At 59.3% G+C, this 20,481-nt stretch carries 19 protein-coding genes and 2 pseudogenes; 6 read left to right on the top strand and 15 right to left on the bottom strand.

Annotated elements, in window-relative coordinates; all coding sequences use genetic code 11:
- The first annotated feature begins 128 nt into the window (after positions 1 to 128).
- Positions 129 to 542 (top strand): hypothetical protein, encoded by a 414-nt coding sequence (locus tag HGP12_RS17400; protein ID WP_168844167.1) that lies wholly within the window; start codon positions 129 to 131, stop codon positions 540 to 542.
- A 141-nt stretch (positions 543 to 683) separates the two neighbouring features.
- Positions 684 to 1,286 (top strand): hypothetical protein, encoded by a 603-nt coding sequence (locus HGP12_RS17405; RefSeq protein ID WP_168879435.1) that lies wholly within the window; start codon positions 684 to 686, stop codon positions 1,284 to 1,286.
- 715 nt (positions 1,287 to 2,001) lie between these two features.
- Here the strand turns inward: HGP12_RS17405 and dnaE2 are convergent.
- The 3 genes and pseudogenes from dnaE2 to HGP12_RS17420 all read right to left on the bottom strand — a co-directional run.
- Positions 2,002 to 2,480, bottom strand: a pseudogene (gene dnaE2 / locus HGP12_RS17410) (error-prone DNA polymerase); the annotation flags it as partial.
- 1 nt (position 2,481) lies between these two features.
- Entirely contained in the window at positions 2,482 to 3,903 is a 1,422-nt protein-coding gene (locus HGP12_RS17415; protein WP_168879436.1) for a diguanylate cyclase domain-containing protein, read from the bottom strand.
- Between the two features lie 557 nt (positions 3,904 to 4,460).
- A complete protein-coding gene (locus HGP12_RS17420; protein WP_168879437.1) occupies positions 4,461 to 5,360 on the bottom strand; it encodes a LysR family transcriptional regulator in 900 nt (299 codons plus the stop codon).
- Positions 5,361 to 5,452: 92 nt separating this feature from the next.
- Between HGP12_RS17420 and HGP12_RS17425 the strand changes: the two genes are divergently transcribed.
- Complete coding sequence (locus HGP12_RS17425; protein WP_168879438.1) at positions 5,453 to 6,433, top strand: zinc-binding dehydrogenase; 981 nt, start codon at positions 5,453 to 5,455, stop codon at positions 6,431 to 6,433.
- 56 nt (positions 6,434 to 6,489) lie between these two features.
- Positions 6,490 to 6,654: a hypothetical protein gene (locus tag HGP12_RS17430; protein WP_168879439.1), complete on the top strand. Its 165-nt coding sequence runs from the start codon at positions 6,490 to 6,492 to the stop codon at positions 6,652 to 6,654.
- Between the two features lie 801 nt (positions 6,655 to 7,455).
- On the opposite strand, the gene HGP12_RS17435 is transcribed toward HGP12_RS17430, so the two are convergent.
- Positions 7,456 to 8,880 (bottom strand): PLP-dependent aminotransferase family protein, encoded by a 1,425-nt coding sequence (locus tag HGP12_RS17435; protein ID WP_168879440.1) that lies wholly within the window; start codon positions 8,878 to 8,880, stop codon positions 7,456 to 7,458.
- A 60-nt stretch (positions 8,881 to 8,940) separates the two neighbouring features.
- Between HGP12_RS17435 and HGP12_RS17440 the strand changes: the two genes are divergently transcribed.
- Complete coding sequence (locus HGP12_RS17440) at positions 8,941 to 10,119, top strand: MFS transporter (RefSeq protein ID WP_168879441.1); 1,179 nt, start codon at positions 8,941 to 8,943, stop codon at positions 10,117 to 10,119.
- Between the two features lie 114 nt (positions 10,120 to 10,233).
- Entirely contained in the window at positions 10,234 to 10,800 is a 567-nt protein-coding gene (locus tag HGP12_RS17445) for a dihydrofolate reductase family protein (protein WP_168879442.1), read from the top strand.
- Between the two features lie 154 nt (positions 10,801 to 10,954).
- Here the strand turns inward: HGP12_RS17445 and HGP12_RS17450 are convergent, their stop codons facing one another.
- The 11 genes and pseudogenes from HGP12_RS17450 to HGP12_RS17500 form a co-directional block, all read right to left on the bottom strand.
- Positions 10,955 to 11,377 (bottom strand): SRPBCC domain-containing protein, encoded by a 423-nt coding sequence (locus tag HGP12_RS17450; RefSeq protein ID WP_168844175.1) that lies wholly within the window; start codon positions 11,375 to 11,377, stop codon positions 10,955 to 10,957.
- A gap of 162 nt (positions 11,378 to 11,539) precedes the next feature.
- Positions 11,540 to 11,881 carry a hypothetical protein gene (locus HGP12_RS17455; protein WP_168879172.1) on the bottom strand — a complete coding sequence of 114 codons (342 nt, stop codon included), beginning with the start codon at positions 11,879 to 11,881 and terminating at the stop codon, positions 11,540 to 11,542.
- Positions 11,882 to 12,315: 434 nt separating this feature from the next.
- Positions 12,316 to 12,453 carry a hypothetical protein gene (locus HGP12_RS34145; protein ID WP_246703444.1) on the bottom strand — a complete coding sequence of 46 codons (138 nt, stop codon included), beginning with the start codon at positions 12,451 to 12,453 and terminating at the stop codon, positions 12,316 to 12,318.
- A 34-nt stretch (positions 12,454 to 12,487) separates the two neighbouring features.
- A pseudogene (locus HGP12_RS17465) lies at positions 12,488 to 12,875 on the bottom strand (amidase family protein); the annotation flags it as partial.
- Positions 12,876 to 12,916: 41 nt separating this feature from the next.
- Positions 12,917 to 13,624 (bottom strand): ABC transporter ATP-binding protein, encoded by a 708-nt coding sequence (locus HGP12_RS17470; protein WP_168879443.1) that lies wholly within the window; start codon positions 13,622 to 13,624, stop codon positions 12,917 to 12,919.
- Positions 13,617 to 15,374, bottom strand: coding sequence for an ABC transporter permease subunit (locus HGP12_RS17475; RefSeq protein WP_168879444.1), 1,758 nt, complete (start codon positions 15,372 to 15,374; stop codon positions 13,617 to 13,619). The genes HGP12_RS17470 and HGP12_RS17475 overlap by 8 nt, the downstream gene beginning before the upstream one ends.
- A complete protein-coding gene (locus HGP12_RS17480) occupies positions 15,367 to 16,200 on the bottom strand; it encodes a branched-chain amino acid ABC transporter permease (protein WP_168879445.1) in 834 nt (277 codons plus the stop codon). Before HGP12_RS17480 ends, HGP12_RS17475 begins: the two co-directional genes overlap by 8 nt.
- 51 nt (positions 16,201 to 16,251) lie before the next feature.
- Positions 16,252 to 17,400, bottom strand: a complete 1,149-nt coding sequence (locus tag HGP12_RS17485) for a substrate-binding protein (RefSeq protein ID WP_168879446.1) — start codon at positions 17,398 to 17,400, stop codon at positions 16,252 to 16,254.
- A gap of 33 nt (positions 17,401 to 17,433) precedes the next feature.
- Positions 17,434 to 18,279, bottom strand: coding sequence for a nitrilase family protein (locus HGP12_RS17490; protein WP_168844181.1), 846 nt, complete (start codon positions 18,277 to 18,279; stop codon positions 17,434 to 17,436).
- Positions 18,280 to 18,475: 196 nt separating this feature from the next.
- Positions 18,476 to 19,099 (bottom strand): ANTAR domain-containing response regulator, encoded by a 624-nt coding sequence (locus tag HGP12_RS17495; RefSeq protein ID WP_168879447.1) that lies wholly within the window; start codon positions 19,097 to 19,099, stop codon positions 18,476 to 18,478.
- A gap of 1 nt (position 19,100) precedes the next feature.
- Entirely contained in the window at positions 19,101 to 20,234 is a 1,134-nt protein-coding gene (locus HGP12_RS17500) for a transporter substrate-binding domain-containing protein (RefSeq protein WP_168879448.1), read from the bottom strand.
- Between the last annotated feature and the right edge of the window lie 247 nt (positions 20,235 to 20,481).

Raw genomic sequence — 20,481 nt, forward strand, 5'->3', positions numbered from 1 at the left:
GGACAATGAAAAGGAATTCCCACATGGCTCCCCGTCAAACATCGATTGCACGCGAAATCGCCTCTCCATGGATTGACTTTAAGTAACGACGAATCAAATGCTTGGCGGCCTAACAGAGGAGAACACTGATGGCCGACGAACTCACGATTGAGACCACTGCGACGACCGAAACGCCAACTGCAGCACCCGCTGAGAAGAAGACACGCAAGTCACGCACGCCGAAAGCTGCCGCCGAAGCCAGCAACGTCGAAGCTGCCGTTGCATCTGCTGAAAAGCCGGCCAAGAAGACGCGCGCAAAGCGTGGCTCCAAAGTGGTTCCGGTGAAAGCCGAAAAGCCGGTTGCCGCACCGACGGTGGCCACCACTCGCGCGCGCCGGGTTCAAGCTGCTGCTTCCGCTCCGGTCTCCACCGCCGCTGACGTCATTGACGATATCGCCGACCTCATCAAGCTTGAGGAAGAGAACAAGCAGCTTCGTAAGGAGCTCTCCGAAAAGCTGCGCACCGAAAACGCAGATCTGCGCAAGCGGCTCGGCAAGGCCTGATTTCTGGTTTTGAGGGGCGCCACGTATTTCCATGCGATGGCGCCGCCGATCTTTCGTCCGATTGGTCGGGATCAATGCGACCTAGGTGACAATAAATGACCGCGGCGATGTCCCGCCGCCATACTTTGAAGGTTACATGTGATGAGAACACCATGGAGATTTGTAGCCGACCTGGTGTCGCGTAAACCGAAACCACATACTCATGACGACAGCCCAGCAGTCGAACCGAAGACAATTGCTCCCGAATATAAGACCGTCCCAGAAGAGGAACAACCTGGCCTCGGTGCGACGGCGATCGACCGCTCCGCAGAGCCTGGCTCCGCGGCGCAAGTCAATGCCAGCCGACCGGAACCTGACACCGTCCCGACTGAAGCCAGAACGGCGGCGCCAGTTGCAGCGGAAGCTCCTGCGGCCGCAGTCAGTAACGAGGAGACCGCAACCCTCGCCACCACGCAGCGGGCCGAGCAAACTTCACCTGCCTCCCCTGCGATCGAAGGTGCCGAAACGCTGCGGAAACCAGCGCCAGCAAGCCGAAAGAGGGTTGAGCCGATCGCGGTGTCGACGGCTTCGATCGGAACAGCGTTGGGGGAACCTCCTGCCGTCGCAGAGGGCCCGAGATCCCTCACGGATGAAATGGCCGACCTCGATGCGGAAATCTCTACGTTACGGCGTCAGCTTGCAAAGAAGCTCATCGAGCAGAATGCGCAATTGCGCAAGATGCTCGCCAGGTTCGAGGCGAGCTAATCGCGCGCCGCCATTCCGATCGAGGTAAGGCCCCGCCGATGGCGGAGCCCTGGGATGTTCATCAATCCCAGTTCGGTGAATCGGCGTCACCGAATGACCCCGCCCATAGTTGAAATATCAATACCTTGTGACGCCGATCTGCCTCTAATCAACGCGCCGATTCACAAGCTAAGGGTCGTGACCAACAACCTGCGGCTAACGCGGACCCGTGGTAATCTCATGAGACTGCCAACTGTAGTTTGAGATGGAGGCGGCGATTATCGCAGAGGACCTAGAAGTTGCGCGCCGAGCTAGGAACTCAGCTGTTCGACAAAGTCGAGCGCAAACGAAACATGGGGGGTGTAGCTTTGATAAAACCATATCATTCCCGCCCGTCGAAACTCAACGTGACAGCGGGAAAGTTTGCTACAGCCAAAAGCCAGTACAATGATGCTACCAAAGTCCAGGACAGCCCTTCGTCTGCTTGCGCGAACCTCCAAACTTTCCGGGACGGGTATTAGTCGTTGGCGGACCTTCAGATCGTGGAATTTTCCGATCGTGACATGCAAAGTCGCCGGGACGATCTTCTGAAAGCCTTCGGTGATCGCCCATTCAAGGAATTCGTCTCGATTAAGAAGCTCTCTGATGACAAACCTTCGCTTCTCTAGCAGAGCTGTCCGAGAACCGCTATTCGGTTGAAAAGAGGCGTCACCGCCCGATTGGCATCGCCTGCCGCTTAACGCCTTGATGGCTTAAGATACGTGTTTAACGATGTCGTTAAACACGTATCTTGGATATGCAAATCAGGCTCATAAATCTCCCATACCTTCATCGCCGCCCGCTCGCGTGAATCCGGACTTCCGGGCGTCCCATGCGCGAATTCATCGCCGCGACCGGTCGGCAGCTTGAATGTCTCATCGCGATCGGCAAGACCGGAGAGATCGACGGTCAAATCAAAAAGCTGCTGGGCGATCAGATGCACAACGTCCCCTTCGCGCTGAATGCGGCCATTGATCGCCATCATGCTGGATCCAAGCACGATGCGCCGGCGGCGTTCGAAGAGTGTTGGCCAGACGACGACGTTGGCTGGGCCGGTCTCGACGGTCGGGAACATGACGCCCTTGGCCGAACCCGGCCTCTGTCGCACCAGCACAAGGCCTGCCGTCATCAGCAACGGCCATCGCGGGCCGACATCGCCTCTTCGCAGGTGACGATATTAACCCACTGCTTTGAGAGGATATGAGTCGAATTGGTCAACCCCCATGTTTGCATCTAGGACGACGCTCCCACGCCCGGCCGATTTCGCGCAGTAGAGAGCCGCGTCCGCTGACTTCAAGGCAACTTCGCAGCCTGGACTATTCACTGTCACTTCGCTGATCCCAAACGACGCGCCAATGGACACTTCGCAGCCCGACAGTTTCATTTTGCCGGAAAGAGAGCTTGAGAGGTGTCGGCACATGTCCGCCGCTTGCGTTGCTGACAGGCAAGGCACCATGATGGCGAACTCATCGCCGCCCAACCGAAACAGCTTATCTTCCGTGCGAACGCCTGCTCGAAGCCTTGAAGCGACGACCTTCAAGAGCTCGTCGCCAACCGCATGCCCGTGGGCATCGTTGACGGCCTTGAAGCCATCCAGATCGAGACAAACGACGCTGAAAGTGCCCTTCTCCGCCAATGCCATAAATTCCGAATTCAAGAGCGAGCGATTAGCGAGGCCCGTTAGAAAATCATGGGTCGCGGCGTGCCACATCTGTCGTTCCCGGTTCACCAGCATCTTCGCTGTCGTCTGCGTGATGCGAATCATCGCAACAGCGCCGGCAGCAAGAACGAGTCCCACGGTCAGGATTAGAGGCGACGACTGCCAGAGGACATCGGACGCAGGTGTTGGCGGAAGCCAGGAGAGAACCTCAATCTCTCCCCCCGCTCCAACGGCGATTTCTGCACGGGCGCGATCCGGCGCAACCGCGGGGAGAGGACTGATTTGGGCGTCGTCGAGCAGGAAGCGCTTTCCGAAAAAATCCTGTAGGGTACTACCGATTGGCATCGCGGTGATCAAGACAGGCGCGCGCTCCCCTTTCGGCTTGGATGTCCCAAGATCGGGCTGGAATAGGCTGACCGAAAGGAGCACCGCTTCGTCCCCAATGACCTCGATCCGGCTGGTCGCAAGCGGAGATGGAATGCCGGTCTTCTTCGGTTGGTGCTCCCGAGAGCGGATATTTCTCAGCAGATCGGCGGCATCCTGGACCATGGAGGTGGGGCCACGCACGAAGAAGGGCCCATTCTTTACCGTGTCATCCGTGCGGGAATAGATGATGGTGTTCTGGGAATTGAGGACAGCCACCGAGCGTGTCCTCGACGTACCGATTAAGGACGCGCCTATGTTTCTGTCCGTCCAGTCTGCGTCGAAGGTATTATCCAGCTTTGCGATTGCTTCGTCCCAGATGGTCCAAGCTGTCAGGGAAAATTCGATGTCAGAGATCCACAAAGAGATATTACGCTCAACGAGCATCTCCTGGCTCCGTCTTGCCTCTGCATCAATGCGTTTCACGCCATAATAAGGAAACGTGGCCATCGCAGCGATGAATAAGGCTATGCCGACAATCGCCGGGCCGACGAGCCTGAAATGTAGAAAGCGCATCGCTGCCGATCGTCCTCGATATTTAACAAGTAAACTAAGCCTATTCGTTAGAGCTTACCGCGACGTTATCGAGTTCTTTTACTTACTGGAGATTTTTGCTAATCGCCTAATCAGCAGTTCGCCTCGATATGAGACTGCTTTTCATCGTCACTGATACTTTTGCGGTCAGTGCAAAGTTGGTCGACCCTCCAGGCGCCGCCTAAGCACCTGCCCGGACTCGCGCGATATGGGGCAAAGTCATGGGGATCAGCAGGCTCTTTTCAAAGGAAGCTGATCACGCGAATTGCGGATATTTTCGGCTTTCGATGTTTGCTATGGTGATGACGGCGGTCGCCTTCACCGGGGCTTTGTGTCGTTCTTTTCCTTGTGACGCCGGGCGACGGAAAGCGCACGGGCGGGCATCGAGACCTTCCTTGAAGAGGCCGTTCTCGCAATGCGATAAGCTGACCTTTGAAGCGAGACTGACCATGCGACAGCAGGGGAGCCATGCCGGATTCATTGATCCCGGTATGGTTTAAGGCCCGAGACTTACGATTCTCGACCCTTGTCAGCGTAAATCAGGGCTTATGATTGGAATCGGCGCTCGCCTGCAATACACGCCAGAGTGCCGATGCTGCTGGCCCATGCGCGCGCCCGGCTCGGCGCGCGGCGACAAGCTCGATCACGCCGCCATGGAAATAGCTATTGGCCATGGAGATCAAACGGCCGTCGCGCAACTCAGCATCGACAAGAAAATCCGGCATATGTCCCCAACCAAGTCCCTGTAGGATCACTTCTTTTTTCATGAGTTGATCACTGACGGTGCAGGTGCGGGCGCCTTCGATGACGTAGTAACTCTTAGCGGGCCATTGTTCCGCACTATCTCGAATGATGCATTGAACGAGGTCCCGCATCCGCTCCAGCGACGCCTCCTCCACTGGAAAAGGCAGAAAATTCGGAGCGACGACGGGAATCAGCCGAATACGTCGAAGATTGATCGTTTCAAAGCGCGGATCGCTTTGGTCGACGTGATGTAGGATCAAGTCCGTACGATCCTGCATTAACAGCTCCCATGGGCCGGAAATCGCGGCGAATTGAAGGTGCAAGCGAGTGGCTGGACGACCGTCGAAGAAGGTGCGCAGGAGTTGAAGCATTTCAGGAAGCGGCGATAGATCGCCGATCACAACCCGTACCTCGCTTTCCTCGCCAGCGGCAAGGTGTGCCGCATAGACCTGAAGGTCCGCCATTTCCGCCAGGACGCGCCTGGCGCGTGACAAGAACGCCTCTCCGACGGGCGTGAGCGTCATGCGATAACCAGCCCGATCGAACAGGGGAAAGCCGATTTGGTTTTCGACGTTGGTGATAGCCGTATGCAGCGTTGGATGAGTGCGCCCAAGCCTGAGCGCGGCGGCCTGCAGCGATCCTTCCGAAACGACGGCATCGATTGAGCGAAGTTGGGCAAGCGTCAGACCATTCATCGAAACAAATCTACAATGTTTGAAGACACTTTGTAAAATAAATCAGACGGCCTTGCCTGTATATCTGCCGCGAAGAAGAAGAGGAGCACAGCATGCGCGCCATTGTCATCACCAACCCAGGCGGCCCAGAAGTTCTCAGTTTCGCCGAGCGGCCCAAACCGGAACCTCGGCCGGGCGAGGTCCTGATCGCCGTGAAAGCCTTTGGTCTGAACCGAGCGGAGCTTTATTTTCGGAGCGGCGCCTGGGGCCAGGTGGCCGAGATCAGCGGAATTGAGTGCGCCGGCATCGTCGAGACCGATCCCGAGGGAATCTATACGCCCGGCCAAAAGATTATCGCTCTCATGGGAGGAATGGGACGTACACGTAATGGCTCCTATGCGGAGTTTGTGAGCGTCCCGCGCGAAAATGTTGTCCCTGTTGAGACCGATCTTCCTTGGGAGCAACTCGCCGCCCTTCCTGAATCCTACGCTACCGCTTGGACCTGTGTGATTGCTAATCTTCAACTGCGAGCCACCCAAACGCTGTTGATCCGCGGGGCAACTTCGGCGCTAGGACAAGCGGCCTTGAACATCGCCGCAGGATTGGGAGCGACAACAATCGCCACAACGCGAAGAGAACAGCGGGCGGACGTGCTCCACCGGCTTGGCGCGACGCATGTCATAATTGGCGACAGCGAATTGCGTGCCAGAGTACGCGATATCGCGCCGACTGGCGTGGATGCCGTGCTGGATCTGATTGGCACAACGACCGTGCTCGACTCCTTGGCGGCACTTCGGCGCGGCGGTCGTGTCTGTCTGGCGGGATTTCTCGGCGGGGGCGCGCCATTGGACAGATTTGATCCCGTCTTCCAAATGCCAAGCGGCGTTCATCTCAGCACATTCGCCAGCGCCTTCGCCTTTGGCACTGTAGATTACCCGCTCGATGAGATTCCGTTCCAGCAAATCGTCGACAATGCGGCGCGAGGGGTCTTCCAGGCAAAACCCATTCATGTATTTGATTTCGAGGATATTCAGACCGCACACGTGATCATGGAGGCGAATGACGCCGGCGGAAAGGTCGTCGTGCGCATTTGAAGCTGAACCATAGAGCTCTGTGGCAAGTATTCCGGATGGTGGGGAGCTCCCACTCTGTGCCGTCAAGCGGCCTGACCCTCGAGATTCTGAGCGAAGAACGCGACACCTTCCGCCGGCGCGACACGATCTTTGCCGAACCCTCCATGAGCCCGACCAGCCGGCTCGGAACCGCCATGTCGCCCCTATTGGGATTGCGTGGAAAGGCTAGCGACGAAGTATAATTGGCGCCCGATTTCGCATGGGAAACTTGAGGAAGTTCGCGTTCGCTCAGGGAATATCTTTTCCGTCGAAAGGGCGTCTCGTAACGATGGATTGTTCCGCGCTCTTGAAAGGAGCAGAACCGACAACCCTCTTATCACGCGAGCTATACGTTTGAAATTCCTCAGTGGTGGACATCGGCTTTGCCTGCTCGGGATGAACGATTTAGGCCGAAGGTGGCCGACCTGCGTTGAAGGCCGCAATAACGGGCTCAAGGCTTCGTTTGTACTGCGCAACTGAGCACCAAACGCCGGCACCTCGTCTCATGCGACCAGCGCCTTGGTCAGTTCGAGTACCTGTCGCTCGAACAGGCGACAAATGCCGTTATTGGGGCGAATGGGTCTTGATGGTCATCCTCCACAATCTTTCACTTGTCGAAGACCAGTAGTCGGTCCTGCGCACGCACGATCGAGCAGCGGTGCGCGATCACCAGCGTCCTGCGGGTCGTGGTCCCGCTTATAAACGTTAGAGCGACAGCACAAATCGTTGCGCTGTCTGCTGCAGTTTCCCGCCGATCGACAAAGGAAACTCTGGTCGGCGCTTCCCAGATCAAAAGCAGCGGCGGCAATGGGACGGACAGGCTGCGAATAGCCGATCGGGAAACCGCCATCGATCAGCACAAGAGCGTTCATATAGGATCGCGAGAAGGGAAAGGCCGATCGGCCCCGAGGGAAACTTCGGTCCCCAGTTCAGCCGGACGCATTGTGCGATGGCGGTTCGAAGAGCGCGCCAGGTGCTCGTTGACCCGCCAAGAACCTAAGCCCTTACGCGGCCAACTCGCGGATGGCCTTCGCGAGAATCTTGATGCTTGGCTCGATTGCGCTGTCGGCGATGCGGCCATATCCGACGAACAGACGACGAGGTCCAGAACAAGTCGTGCTGTAGCGCCCGAGCCCCTCGGTCGCGACGCCGTGGCGCCGCAAATGGTCGATGATGCGGGCCTCGCCGGTCGCGTCTATCTGGTCAGGCAGGCGAAGCGTCACGTGGAGCCCGGCGGCAGCGCCCTCGGTTGCGAGCTCAGGGAGGGCCGACGTCAGGCAGGAGAGCAACCGGTCGCGGCGGTCACGATAGAAGCGGCGCATCTTGCGCAGGTGCCGGTCATACGCCCCGCTGTCAATCATGTCGGCCAGCGCATCCTGGTCGATCCTCGGCGGCCCCTCGCTCCAGCGGCGCAACTCACCTGCCATCGACTCCGCAAGGTCAGGCGGCACGACCAGCCAGCCGAGCCGCAGCGCCGGTGCGAGCGTCTTGCTGGCGGTTCCCGCGTAGATGACGCGATCGGGCGCAAGGCCCTGCAAGGCGCCGATCGGCGCCTGATCGTAGCGGAATTCTGCATCGTAGTCGTCCTCGAGGGCGAATGCGTCACGTTCCCGCAGCCAGCGCACCAGTTCCTGGCGCCGCGCCGCGCTCAGCACGCCTCCGATTGGAAACTGGTGCGCTGGCGTGACGAACACGGCTTCGACCGAGAGGGCGGCAAGTTGCGGCACGTCCAGACCTTCCGCATCCACCGGTACAGGCGCGCGCCGCAGGCACGATTTGTCTACCGCAACCCAGTCGCTGTAGCTGGGATCCTCCACTGCCAGACCACGCACGCCCTTCGCGTAAAACGCCGCGCAGGCGAGCGCGCGCGCCTCCGCGAAGCCACTCGTGACGAAGATGGATGCCGGATCGGCGATCACGCCGCGGACCCGGCCGAGATAATCTGCCAGCGCGTGACGCAACACGGGACTGCCCCGCAGATCGCCATAGCCAAGATCGCTTGCGGGAAGGTCCGTGAGGACCTTTCGCAGCGAACGGAGCCAAAGGCGCCTGGGAAACATCGACAGATCCGGTATGGCCGGTCGAAGGTCGAACCGGATTTGTTCAAGCTCCGCCAACACCTCCTCGCTTCCAGGAGCCGCCACGGCTTCCCCGGCGACCACAGGTCGGGCGCCGCGGCGAAGACTCAGATAGCCCTCGGCGGCCAGTTGCGCATAGGTGTCGACCACGAGCGGTCGCGAGATGTCAAGCTGCGCCGCAAGCACGCGCGTCGAAGGCAGGCGGACGCCGGCACGTAGCGCACCGGTACGGATCAGGTCGAGGATCCCGCGGCGGAGCTGGGCCGCGAGGGTCTCCGGAATGCCTCGATCGACCGACAGGGGAAGTCCATCCGCCAAACTGGGCAATGAATTTGCATCGGAACTGGCCATGTTCAGTAGACCACTAGCACGTTAGGAATCGAACGCATAGTCACAACCAGAGACGCCGAGATGTCGATCGCAGCCACCGCAACACCTATCCCGGACGATGGAAGCAGGACGGCGATCCTCACTCCCGCGATCCTGACGTTGGCCGGTTTAATGCTGACCGCGATGGGAAGCTTCTATCTGCTTTTCTCCGCGATTCCGGCGCACGCTGCCGCGCTTGGCGGCGCGTCAGCTGCGGGCTTGTCCACCGGCGCATTGATGACGACGACCATCATCGGCGAATTGATCGCGCCCCGAGTGATCGTCAGGCTCGGGCGCCGCCGCGCGCTGGCGGCGGCGCTGCTCACGATGACACTCCCCTGTCTCGCGACGTTCTCGACCTCGCTTGCACTGCTCCTTGCCACTTGTGCCGCCCGCGGGTTTGGGGTTGGAATCCTGCTGGTTGCGGCCAGCGGCCTGGCCGCGCAACTGGCGCCGCCGGTGCGGCGCACAGAGGCGATGGGCGCATTTGGTGTCGCCTCCGCGATCCCGGCCATCGTCGCCGTCCCGCTCGGCCCCTATTCGCTCGCAACCCTCGGCCCCGGCGGAACGGCTGGCGTTGCCGTAGCTTTCGCGGTCGCCGCCTTGCTTACCGTCGCGCTTCTTCCCGAAGGCAGCCCGGCTCCTCACGATACGGGTCACGCCTCTTCGTTTCCGCCGCTTCGCGCGACGGTTTGGCCAATCACGGCGCTGGCCCAGGGCGCCGTCGTGGTCGGTGCTGCGATAACCTTCCTGCCCTTGGCGCATCCGGAACTCGATCAGGCTACGATCATAATCGCTCTCCTCCTCCAGATGTTGTTCGCGGCATGCGCTCGCTGGGCGGCGGGCCGGCCGATCGATCGGCATGGTCCCCGTGGGGCGCTGATCGCAGCGACGGGGCTCTCCATCGCCGGCTTGCTCTTCCTCGCGGCGCCGGGAGTCTTCGCAGTAATGATTGGGATGGCGGTGAGCGGCATCGCTTTCGGCGTCGCGCAGAGCGCCAGCCTCTGCCGGCTGCTCGCTCAAGCCAAGCCGGCGCAGGCGGACGCCGTGGGTGCACTCTGGAATGGAGCCTATGATGCAGGGCTGGGCATCGGAGGCTTCGCTCTCGGCGGTCTAGCCCCTGCGTTCGGTTACACGCTCTCGTTCCTGGCGGCAGGGGTCATCTTGGTCCTATTCGCGGGCGCTGCCTTCCTCCATTTCGAAAAGCGGAGCATTGCATAATGAGGCGCGAATCCGCGACTGGCGTCTGCTGAGGAAGGTAAAGGGGGAACACGCGCCATGCGGGCCCTTCCGAAAATTAGGATGCGCGGTGTTTGAGAAGGGAAGGAAATTGAGATGAGAAAGCTGAAAGTATCGACGCTCGTCACGCTTGATGGCGTGATCCAAGATCCAGGTGGTTTCGGTGAGACTGAGCAGGGTGGCTGGGCCAACCCATACTTCACTGAGGAAGCCGAGAAAGACTCGCTCGAGCACCTGATGGAGGCCGACTATTTCCTATGCGGACGCACCACCTATGAGCTTCTGTCAAAGAAGTGGGGCAAGATCAAAGGCGGCCCCTACCTCGAGCGGATGAACAGCATCCCGAAGCTTGTCGCCTCACGGACACTGGCCGAGCCGTTAGAGTGGAACGCCAAGCTGACGAGTGGTGATGTCGCCGAGGAGATTGCCAAACTGAAGCTAGAGCCTGGCAAGGACATCGAGATGTATGGCAGCGCGTTACTCCTGCAAACGCTGATGAAGCACGGCCTTGTCGACGAGTACCGAGTCTGGGTGCATCCGTTCGTGATCGGCGGCGGGAGACGCCTATTCATCGAGGGTGGGCACTCCGCAAAACTGCGGCTCGCCAGCTCGAAGACGCTCAGTTCGGGTGTTGTGATCTTGACCTACGATCCGGTCGGCTAAGGCGCAGTTCTGTGACGACCACACGTGCGCGGCCAGAGATCGTGAAGAAGCAAAGATGGCTTCGACCAGCGAGTTGGTCCATCGAACTGAAGTCCGGCTAAAGGCCAATTGCAGTTATCTACGGCCGTTACCGAGCCAAGCCTTGCGTGCATGTTCAATCAGCTTTGGCTACCTGGGCGAGGTTCGCTAGCATTTTCTTCCAAAGCTGTTGCGCGCCAGGCGGTCCGGCGCCGCTCGCCTGGAAATCCAAGTGCGAGCCTGCCCCCCTTGGTCTGATCGTCACATCGATCTGTGCCAGGCCGGCGAAGTGTTGGGGCACCGCCAAACTGAATGACAGGCGTGTAGGCGCCTCGCAAATCGCGTACCGACCGTCATGCGTGATGATGTGACTACCCTCGTGTTCGACAATTGAAAAGGCGCCACCCGCCCGAGGGTCGGTTTGTGCTTTGAGCGTGTTGGTCGGCGATTTAAACAGCCAGCGCTCCATCATCGACGGGTCGACCCATGCGGCAAATACCGCTTGGGGATCTGCGTCGAGATCGAGCGCAATCCTGGCTTTGACCTCTGCTGTCGACACTTTACGCTTTCCCTGGACGCCTTACAAAGCGCAAGACCTCTGAATTTGTTCCCTGCGGGAACGCCTGACAGTGGGCCGCTTAAAAAGCCATATCCATTGGGTCCGAATTTGATGCAGTGGACGGCTCCTTCGCTGGAACCGGGAGGTGTCACTTTGAATGGATTATTCGAAGTGAACATAAATGGGAAGCATGATCTCTGGCGCTTCCTGGCGCAGACGCGGGGTAACGACAGCCAAGCACCATTGAATCTCGGCATAGCGGCCGGCAAAATGGATCAAAGCAAGCGGCCCTATCCGATCTATCAGCTCTTTCTCGGAGAGTTGGTACCGCAGTAGGTCGTGGCAAAGGCCACAAACAGCGACAGTTTTTATGAGGCTACGTTCTATGTTGGCGAATGGCACATATTGCGTGGCGAGGCCGGTGCCGGAACATGAATCGCCATACATTACAAACTGGTGGCCGCCTGAATTCGGAAGAAGCGCGGTGATAGGCTCATGTGCCATTGTTTAAATCTTTACTCCGTTTGGGAATGTCATTGACGGTATCGCCGTCGGCGCCCCCGCCTTTGAGCGGTTGCCGCAGGTGCAGTCCGTTCGCAACGATTGACACACCGGGGTGTCTTCACGGCGCGTTCACTCGAAGTCCTGAGGCTTTATGTCTTCGGCACCGTGTTTGACGCGGAGGACAACGATTCTATCTGAATATGAACGATAGTAGATGCAGCGGTTTCGGTAGGGGGAGCCCACGCAAGCCCGGAGCGATGTGGTCGCGAGGCGAACCCGTGAAATCAACCTCTGCAATCCATGCGATCTTGGCCGTCAGATCGGTCAGAAATTCCTGGGCATAGTGAGGGCTAGTTTCGGCGATATAACGCCTTATGCTCCGCAGGTCGCTGATCGCGGACGGCGCAATAATCAGGCGCTTCGGTTTGATGGCCCTATCCTTCGTGCATAACGTCTTTGAGTAACTCAGCACCACTGGCATATTCTTTCCCAAGGCCGGATTCAATTTCGTCATCGGCCTTCTGGATATCTCTGCGAAGGGCCTGCATTTTGAGTTCGTGATCGGCAAGCATGCGAATACCTGCACGCACCGCCTCGGTCTCAGTACCGAACCGCCCGTTCCGCACAAGATCTCGGCTGCCAGCCGATGAGTCCGGCGATGGCGGCGGGCAGACGGATGGAGCCGGACGTATCCGTTCCGAGGCCGATATCCGCAAGGCCCGCAGCGGCCGCGACGGCCGAGCCCGAAGATGAATCACCCGGAATGAGATCGGGATCGGAAGGATTGATCGGCATACCGAGCTGGATGTTGCCGCCGATGAGGGAATAGACGAGTTCATCCGTATTGGTCTTGCCGACAAACTCGGCACCCGCATGCAAGAGGGGTCTGAACTAGGGGTGCTGTCGACGTCTTGATGCCGGAGGTAGCGAATAACATGGCATTGCTGGCGGCCGCCGGATAACCACTAACATCTGAAAGATCCTTGACGGCCAGGCGAAGGCCGGAAAGCGGGCCGGCAGCCGCATGCCCGCTCCCTAGATTTTCAGATGCTGCAGAACGCGGCCGCGGCTGTCCGGCCCATTGGAACTTTCGTCCTCGATCGTCCCGAGTTTGAGAATAGCCCAGCGATCCGCCACGGAAAGAGCGAAGTCCAGGTTCTGCTCGACCAGAAGGATGGTCGTGCCGCGCCTCTCACGGTCATCCCTCAATGCATCGGCGATGTTGTGGACGACGGAGGGTTGGAGGCCCTCGGAAATCTCATCGATCAGAAGGAGCTTTGGCCGCAGCATCAGCGCACGCGCCAGGATCAGCATCTTCTGTTCCCCGCCCGACAGGGTCCCGGCCTTCTGAACCAGACGGTCCTTCAGGAACGGGAAATAGCCGTAGACCCTGTCCAGAGCGGATGCCAGATCGTGATCGTTCGTGAGCGCCAGGCGCAGATTGTCGCGGATGGAAAGATCCTGAAACAGCGGCAACTCCTGCGGCGCATAGCCGATGCCGGAGGCGATCAGCTCCGTGGGCTTCCTGCCGGCAATAACAGCACCGTCTACCTCGATCTTGCCTTTGCCAACACGCAGGAAGCCAAGAATCGTCTTCAGCAGCGTTGTCTTGCCCATGCCGTTTTTGCCCATGAGGGCGAAGATCTCGCCCGGCCGAATGGCGAGCGACACGCCATTGACGACATCGACCGCACCATATCCACTCGATACGCCAGTGAGCTTGAGTTTGAACGCTTCAGCCATGGGCGCCTCCCGCGTAGATGGTACGGACCGTTTCGGAATTGACAATCTCATCCACGGTGCCGTCGAGGACGAGCTTGCCCTGATGGAGAACGACGATGCGGCTCGATATATTGCGCACGAAATCCAGATCGTGCTCGACCAGGATGGCGGCAAACCCCATCTCCTCCGTCAGCTTCCTGAGAATGGTACCGATGGTCATACGCTCGGTCTTGGTGAGACCCGCCGTCGGTTCGTCGAGAAGAATGACGCGAGGTTCCAGAGCGACGACCATCGCCAGTTCGAGAGCCTGCCTTTGACCATGCGACAGCAGCGATACCGGCTTGTCGAGCATGTCCGCCATGCCCGTCAACGTCAGAATCTCGATTGCAGCCGCAGGCAGTATTATCTCGGCAAGCGATCGCACCGGGCTGGGCGTTTCATGGCTGAGACGCGCCATCTTCAGGCACTGGCCAATGGTCATGCTGTCGAAGATGCTGGCGATCTGGAATTTGCGCCCGACGCCGAGCGCGACGATCCGTTCAGGCGCGCGACCGGCGATGCTCGTGCCACCGATATCCACCTGGCCTTCGATCTGCTGAGTGCCGTCCGAGAGGCAGCGCATCAGTGTGGTCTTACCGGCACCGTTCGGGCCGACGAGGCTGACGAGCTCTCCCCTTCCAATTTCAAGATCGATCCCCTTGAGGACGGAGAGGCTGCCATAGGCCTTGCCGAGGCCACGGATCGACAGAAGATTTTTGCCTGCGACGCCCCCCTCATTAAGGGCTGTCGGCGCCGGAAATGACTTCAGAGTGCTGTTGGAGCTTGCCGATTGCAGGAAACGCGTCACAAGCGATGCAAGGCCTCCAGGCAAGACGATGATCATAAGGACGAAAAGCGCGCCAACGATCAATTGCCACAAGAAGGGCAGGTCGCCAGAGAGACTGGCGCTCAGATAATCGATACCAACTGCCCCGACCAGGGGGCCGACAATCGTCCCGCGGCCGCCGAGCGCCGTCCAGACGACGAGTTCGGTGCCGAAAACGAAGCCGGTGTTCTCAGGTGCGACGACACCGGATGCGTTGGCATAAAGGAAGCCCGCCAGGCCGCATACGCCAGCTAGAACGCTCGTCAGGACGATCTTCAGCCGAGCTGGGTTCATGCCAAGATAAGCGATGCGCGATTCGTTGTCGCGGATTGCACCGAGCAGACGGCCGGCGTCCGACCGGACAAAGATTATTGCAAGAACGGCCAAGACCAGCAGGCACGCGCCCGACAAGCGGAAATAGCCGGGAAGCCCGAGCGGGAGAGTTTCGTAACCGACGAGGCCGCTCGATGAACCGGTCCAAGTGCCGCCCGAAAAGATGAGCTGTGTGATGACGATCGGTACGACGAGCGAAATCACGGTGGCATAGAGCGGCGTCGACCCATGATAGAAAGACAGCCAGCCGACCGCAAGGCCAAGCAGGAGCGGAACGAGGATGGCGACGGCAAGCGCGAGGAGAAATAAGGGCGGACTTGCGCCAATATGGGTGAGAACCATCGCGGTGGCATAGGCACCAACACCAAAAAATGCCGCCTGCCCGAAGGTGAGCACGCCCGTATAGCCCCAGAGCAAGTCGACAGTGATCGCCAGCATGGCGTAGATCATCGACCGTGTGAGGACGTTGAGACTGAAGCGGCCAAGAAACATCGGTCCAAAGACAATCAGCAGGATTGCGGCGAGCGCCAGCAGCAATAGCAGGACAAGCCGGAGTTTCTGTTTATCAGGCACGGGCAAATCCTTTCGGGCGTATGCGCAGCACGACCGCGCAGAGGACGGCTACGGTGATGCCGCCGAGGATGGGACTGAAATAGGTGCTGACCAGTACCTGAGCGGCACCGAAGATGAGACAGGCGGCAGCAAGCGCACCGAAAGAAGAGCCTGCTACTATCACCAGCATGAATGCGCCCGTCAGCCAGGCGACGCCCATATTGGGATCGACGCTGGTCAGCGGTGCGAGCAGCACGCCGGCCAAGGCGGCAAGGCCGGCGCCGATCATGAAAGTTGCGAGCCGCACCTTTTCCGTATCAATGCCGAGTACGCGCGCCAGCGTTTCGTTCATGATGACGGCCCGGGCGGAAAGACCAAGGCGTGTGCCATCCAAAAGAAAGGTGAAGCCGAGGCCCAGCGCGATCGCGGCGACAATGGCGAAAAGGCGGTAGGACGAATAGCCGACGCCAAACAGATCGAAAGTGCCGGGAAGTAGCGCCGGGGTGAACTGCACATCGCGGCCAAACCAAAGGGTGATGAGCTGGCCGATGACGATGCCAAGGCCCCAGGTCGCAAGAATGGCATCGAGTGGCCGGCGATACAAAGGCCGGACGATGAACCGTTCGGCGATACCGCCGAGAACTGCTCCGACTAGGAAGGCGAAGGGAATGGCAAGCCATGGATTGAGGCCGAATCCGCTGACGACCACAGCGCAGTAAGCCCCGATGGTCAGCCATGCGCCATGCGCGAAATTGATGATCTTCAGCACGCCGAAGATCGCAAGCAGCCCCGCGGCAACGATGAAGAGAATGGCTGCAGTGCTGACGATATCGAAAAAGAGCGTCATTTCTGGAACTCCGATGCTGGAGGCGGGGCATCCTGCCCCGCCACTCTGGTTTCAGAGCTTCGGGCACTGGTTGCCGGGATCGACGTCCTTAAAGCTATCGACGACCGCGACGCTGCCGTCATCCTTTACCTGGCCAAGATACATGGTCAGCGGCGCGTGGTGCTGCTTGTTCATGGAGTTCTTGCCGCGCGGACCGGTGAAGGATACCTCGGGAAGAGCCTTGAGAACCTTTGCCGTATCGGTGCTGCCGGCCTTCTCGACGGCTGCCTTGTAAAGGTAGATCGCCTCATATTGCGGGACGGAAAGGTCGTTGGGAGTGCGCAGCTCCTTGCCGAACTTCTTGTCCATGGCCGAGAGAAACGCCTTGTTTTCGGGGCTGTCGATACCGGTCACGTAGGAAGCGGAGAGAAAGATGCCCTTGGCATCCGCGCCCATGCTCTTGGCGGTTCCCTCGTCGACGGCGAGATTGCCGTAAGGCAGGGTGACGCCGGCCGAGCGCAGTTGTTTGGTCAAGGTCACGTTCGGTGCGCCGCCGGCCGTCGACGTGATGATGGCATCGGCCCCGGAGGACTTGATCTTGGAGATGATCGCCGTCCAGTCGCTGCCGTCCATCGGCAGATATTCCTCGCCGACGACCTGGGCGCCGGCTTTTTCGATATAGCCTTTGGCAAAGCTCAGCATGCCACGCCCGAAGGCATAATCCGAGCCGATGAGGAAGAACTTCTTCGCGCCCTGTTTGCTCATGAAATTGTCGACGACGGGCGGAACCTGTTGCTCGGGAACCCAGGCATCGACGAAGAGATTGGCGTTGCAGGATTTGCCTTCGTAGAAGGACGTGTAGATATACGGCACGTCGCCCTTTGAAATGATCGGCAGTCCAGCATTGCGAGCGGCACTCGTCTCCATGGAGATGACGACATTCACCTCCTTCTGGAAGACAAGGGAATCGAAGGCTTTTTGCGCGCCGGCCGCACCGGATGCGTCGTCGGCGATCTCAAGCTCCAGCGCGCGTCCGAGCACCCCGCCTTTGGCATTGATTTCTTCAACGGCGAGTTGGGCAGCCTGAACGACGGACGGCGCGACCACGCTGTTTGCTCCGGAGAGCCCGACCGGTACGCCGATCTTGATCGGGTCCGCGGCAAAAGCTGCTGTGGCGCATGCCGCCGATGCCAGTGTGAGGACGATGGTTTTCATTTGCATTTTGTTCCCTTTTTTTGATTTGGGTTGATATCATTACCCGTAGACATCTGCGCGGCGGTCGCCGAGCAGATGATTGAAGCTGTTGAGCGTGCGAATTTCAGCCACGCGCGACAGATCGATTTGCGCAAAGAGGATTTCCTCGCGATCCGTGCTCGCCGGACCGGACACTGGCCAGCCTTGAGGGCCGACAATAAGGCTGCGGCCGATGAAGAGTTGGCCGCGCTCGATGCCGATCCGGTCGGCGCAGGCGATGTAAAGGCCGTTGGTGTGCGCGGCGGCCTTGTGCAGAATATTGGCCATCGGCTCGGGAGCGCTTTCCGCGCCGGCCATCGGCACCCAGTTGGTGGGCACGCAGACCAGCTCGGCACCGGCCAGCGCCAGCTCGCGAAACGTTTCGGGAAACCAGCCATCGTAGCAGATCGCGATACCGATGCGCCCAAAGGGCAGATCGAAAACCGGCAACCCAAGATCGCCTTTCTTGAAAAAACGATTTTCATCGTTCCAGAGATGGAGCTTGCGGTATTTGCCGATATATCCCTCTGGACCGCACAGAAGAGCGCTGTTGTAAAACCGATCGCCGTCCTGCTCGGCTATACCACTGACGATGTAGAGACCGAGCTCCCCGGCAAGACGGCGCAGCAGCTCAGCACTCTGACCGCCTGGCACCGGGCCGGCCAATGCTGCAACCTCGTCGCCGTCCCGGAAGCTATAGCCGCTATCGGCCAGCTCCGGCAGGACAAGGATCTCCGCACCTTGGGCTTTCGCCGTCCTCGCCAGCCGCTCGATGGCAGCAAGATTATGGACACGATCACCGACGATCGGTTCGAACTGGACAGTCGCGACGGTTACCGTCCGTGCCGTTGAGGCCTTGACGCTCAATCTTGTCTCCAAACGCAAAAAACCTCTGGCACGGAATTCAATCCGTGAACCAGAGGCTACATAGCCACAATGTAAACGCGGCAGCCCTGCCGCTGAGCAAACCTGCTCGTTACCATTAAGTTTTCATGTGACGACGCGACCGTCAAGCGCCCCTGTCAGACATTTTTTAAAAATCGCCGAGCGATAGTCCCTGGGCTTAGAGTTCACTTTTCCCGCCAAGGGACAGTCCGAGGCTTTTCATCGTGTCTTGCGCGGCAATGATGGATTCGGCGATTGTCGCCATGGGAACGCGCTTCGACGTTGCCTGGTCGCGCAACAGCTTATAGGCCGCCTCCTCGTCGAGGCCGTTCATGACCCGCAGCGCCGAAACGGCTTTTTCGACCAGCCGGCGGCTTTTCAATGTTTCCTCGAGTTTCTGCACCTTGCCGGCCAGCCTCTTTTCGTAGCTCTGCCGATAACGCGCCAGCGCGAACTGCGTGAGGATGCCGAGCGGCCGTAGCGGTTTGCTGATGACGCCGTGGGCGTTGAGATCGATGATCGCCTGGAGTGCTGTCGGGCTCTCATAGGTCAGGATGCCGATGATCGCCGTTTGCTGGAGGTCGATGATCTGCAGCGCGTGTTCGACGTGCATGTCCTCGACATGCAGGAAGACCGTGTCTACGTCGGGAGGCAAGGCCGGTGGCAACGGCCAGGTCGCCCTGACCTCACAACCAAGGCGTTTCAGATGAGCGATCAATGTGTTGCCGTCTTCATCGCGTGGGTGGACGACCAGAACGCGCGCGCGCCGCAGATCCTGAATGATCCTGCTAGGTCCCGTCATCTCAGGCCTCCAGCCAGACGTCTTCGAAACGCGAAGCCGTCAGATACGGGTCCGGCCGGATCGGACCAGGCGCCTGCCAGGCAATCTCGAACAGCCCGTCGGCCCGCGCCACACCGATGCGCGGATGCAGCCAGAGATGACGGGTATCGGCGTCGAAGTTGATACGGCCTTCCGGCGCAAGAAAATCTTCCATGAGAATTTCTTCGGAAATGCGATGGGTCTCGAGCGAGCCCGCTCGGGCAAGCGCCCGGGCGAAAAGATGAACTTGTGCATAGGCCGGCTGCGACCAGACGCTCGTCGTCACCTCTTCGCCGAAGCGGCTCTTGAAGGCGCTGACGAAACGGTCATTCGCCTCGTTCTCGACCGTCTGGAAATAAGTCGCCGAGAGAATGTGGCCTGTGCAGGCATCGGCTCCTATCTCGCGTATCTCGGTCTCGGCCATGGTCAGACTGGCGATCGGAACCCGCTTGCGATCGATGCCGGCCTCGGCATACATGCGATAGAAGCGCTGTGCAGGCCGCCCTATAATCGTTGAGAAGACGGCGTCCGGCTGGAGGCGAACGATGTCGGAAATGACCGACCGCAGCGTTTGCTCGTCGGCATGAAGAGGAAGATATCGCTCGCTGACGACCTCGCCGCCCTTTGCCTCCACGACGTCCCGCATGACCCGATTGGATTCGCGTGGGTAGATATAATCAGCGCCGACGAAGAAAATCCGGCGTCCGTGGTTGCGCAGGAGGTATTCGGCGAGCGCAAAGGTGTTCTGATTGAGGGTGGCGCCGGTGTAGACGACATTCTCGGAATATTCAAAGCCTTCGTACATCGAGGGATAAAACAACAACCCGTTGTGCCGCTCGACAATCGGCAGCACGGCCTTGCGGCTGGCCGACATCGACGCGCCGAAGATGATATTGACGTCGTCGTCGGCCAGGAGGCGCCGCGCGAGATTGCGATAGGCGGTTTGATCGCCGCCTGGATCGTAGGCGATCGGAACGATAGGCTTGCCAAGCACGCCTCCGGCTGCATTGACCTCTTCGATCGCAAGCGCGGTGCCAAGGAAGTGCTCGGTTTCCGTAATTTCGCTGATTCCGCTTCTGGAAAAGAGCACTCCCACTCGCCATTCGGAGCTTGTCATCTTCGCCTCTTCCGACGTCGCTGGAGGTTCGACAGCTGGGAATTCTGCAATCCCCTGCCGTCGACTTCCCTACCCTTAGTGCGTTTCCATAGGATGCTGCAAGCGGGTTGGATGCAAGTCAATAGGTCAGCCATCGCTAACGGAATGAGGTGGTTTTACGGCCATGAGCCGATCCAGGCATCACATTGTCGGATATCGGGCAGATATACGCCTGCCCGTCGGTCTTGCCCGCCCATTCGGCCCTTGC

The sequence above is a fragment of the Rhizobium sp. P28RR-XV genome (assembly GCF_012641385.1).
Lineage (GTDB): Bacteria > Pseudomonadota > Alphaproteobacteria > Rhizobiales > Rhizobiaceae > Rhizobium.

What these genes read in the sequence shown, in the direction of transcription:
- HGP12_RS17400 (WP_168844167.1), top strand. Translation starts at nt 129, where the DNA reads ATGGCCGACGAACTCACGATTGAGACCACTGCGACGACCGAAACGCCA.
- HGP12_RS17405 (WP_168879435.1), top strand. Translation starts at nt 684, where the DNA reads ATGAGAACACCATGGAGATTTGTAGCCGACCTGGTGTCGCGTAAACCG.
- HGP12_RS17415 (WP_168879436.1), bottom strand. Translation starts at nt 3,903, where the DNA reads ATGCGCTTTCTACATTTCAGGCTCGTCGGCCCGGCGATTGTCGGCATA.
- HGP12_RS17420 (WP_168879437.1), bottom strand. Translation starts at nt 5,360, where the DNA reads ATGAATGGTCTGACGCTTGCCCAACTTCGCTCAATCGATGCCGTCGTT.
- HGP12_RS17425 (WP_168879438.1), top strand. Translation starts at nt 5,453, where the DNA reads ATGCGCGCCATTGTCATCACCAACCCAGGCGGCCCAGAAGTTCTCAGT.
- HGP12_RS17435 (WP_168879440.1), bottom strand. Translation starts at nt 8,880, where the DNA reads ATGGCCAGTTCCGATGCAAATTCATTGCCCAGTTTGGCGGATGGACTT.
- HGP12_RS17440 (WP_168879441.1), top strand. Translation starts at nt 8,941, where the DNA reads ATGTCGATCGCAGCCACCGCAACACCTATCCCGGACGATGGAAGCAGG.
- HGP12_RS17445 (WP_168879442.1), top strand. Translation starts at nt 10,234, where the DNA reads ATGAGAAAGCTGAAAGTATCGACGCTCGTCACGCTTGATGGCGTGATC.
- HGP12_RS17455 (WP_168879172.1), bottom strand. Translation starts at nt 11,881, where the DNA reads ATGGCACATGAGCCTATCACCGCGCTTCTTCCGAATTCAGGCGGCCAC.
- HGP12_RS34145 (WP_246703444.1), bottom strand. Translation starts at nt 12,453, where the DNA reads ATGCTTGCCGATCACGAACTCAAAATGCAGGCCCTTCGCAGAGATATC.
- HGP12_RS17470 (WP_168879443.1), bottom strand. Translation starts at nt 13,624, where the DNA reads ATGGCTGAAGCGTTCAAACTCAAGCTCACTGGCGTATCGAGTGGATAT.
- HGP12_RS17480 (WP_168879445.1), bottom strand. Translation starts at nt 16,200, where the DNA reads ATGACGCTCTTTTTCGATATCGTCAGCACTGCAGCCATTCTCTTCATC.
- HGP12_RS17485 (WP_168879446.1), bottom strand. Translation starts at nt 17,400, where the DNA reads ATGCAAATGAAAACCATCGTCCTCACACTGGCATCGGCGGCATGCGCC.
- HGP12_RS17495 (WP_168879447.1), bottom strand. Translation starts at nt 19,099, where the DNA reads ATGACGGGACCTAGCAGGATCATTCAGGATCTGCGGCGCGCGCGCGTT.
- HGP12_RS17500 (WP_168879448.1), bottom strand. Translation starts at nt 20,234, where the DNA reads ATGACAAGCTCCGAATGGCGAGTGGGAGTGCTCTTTTCCAGAAGCGGA.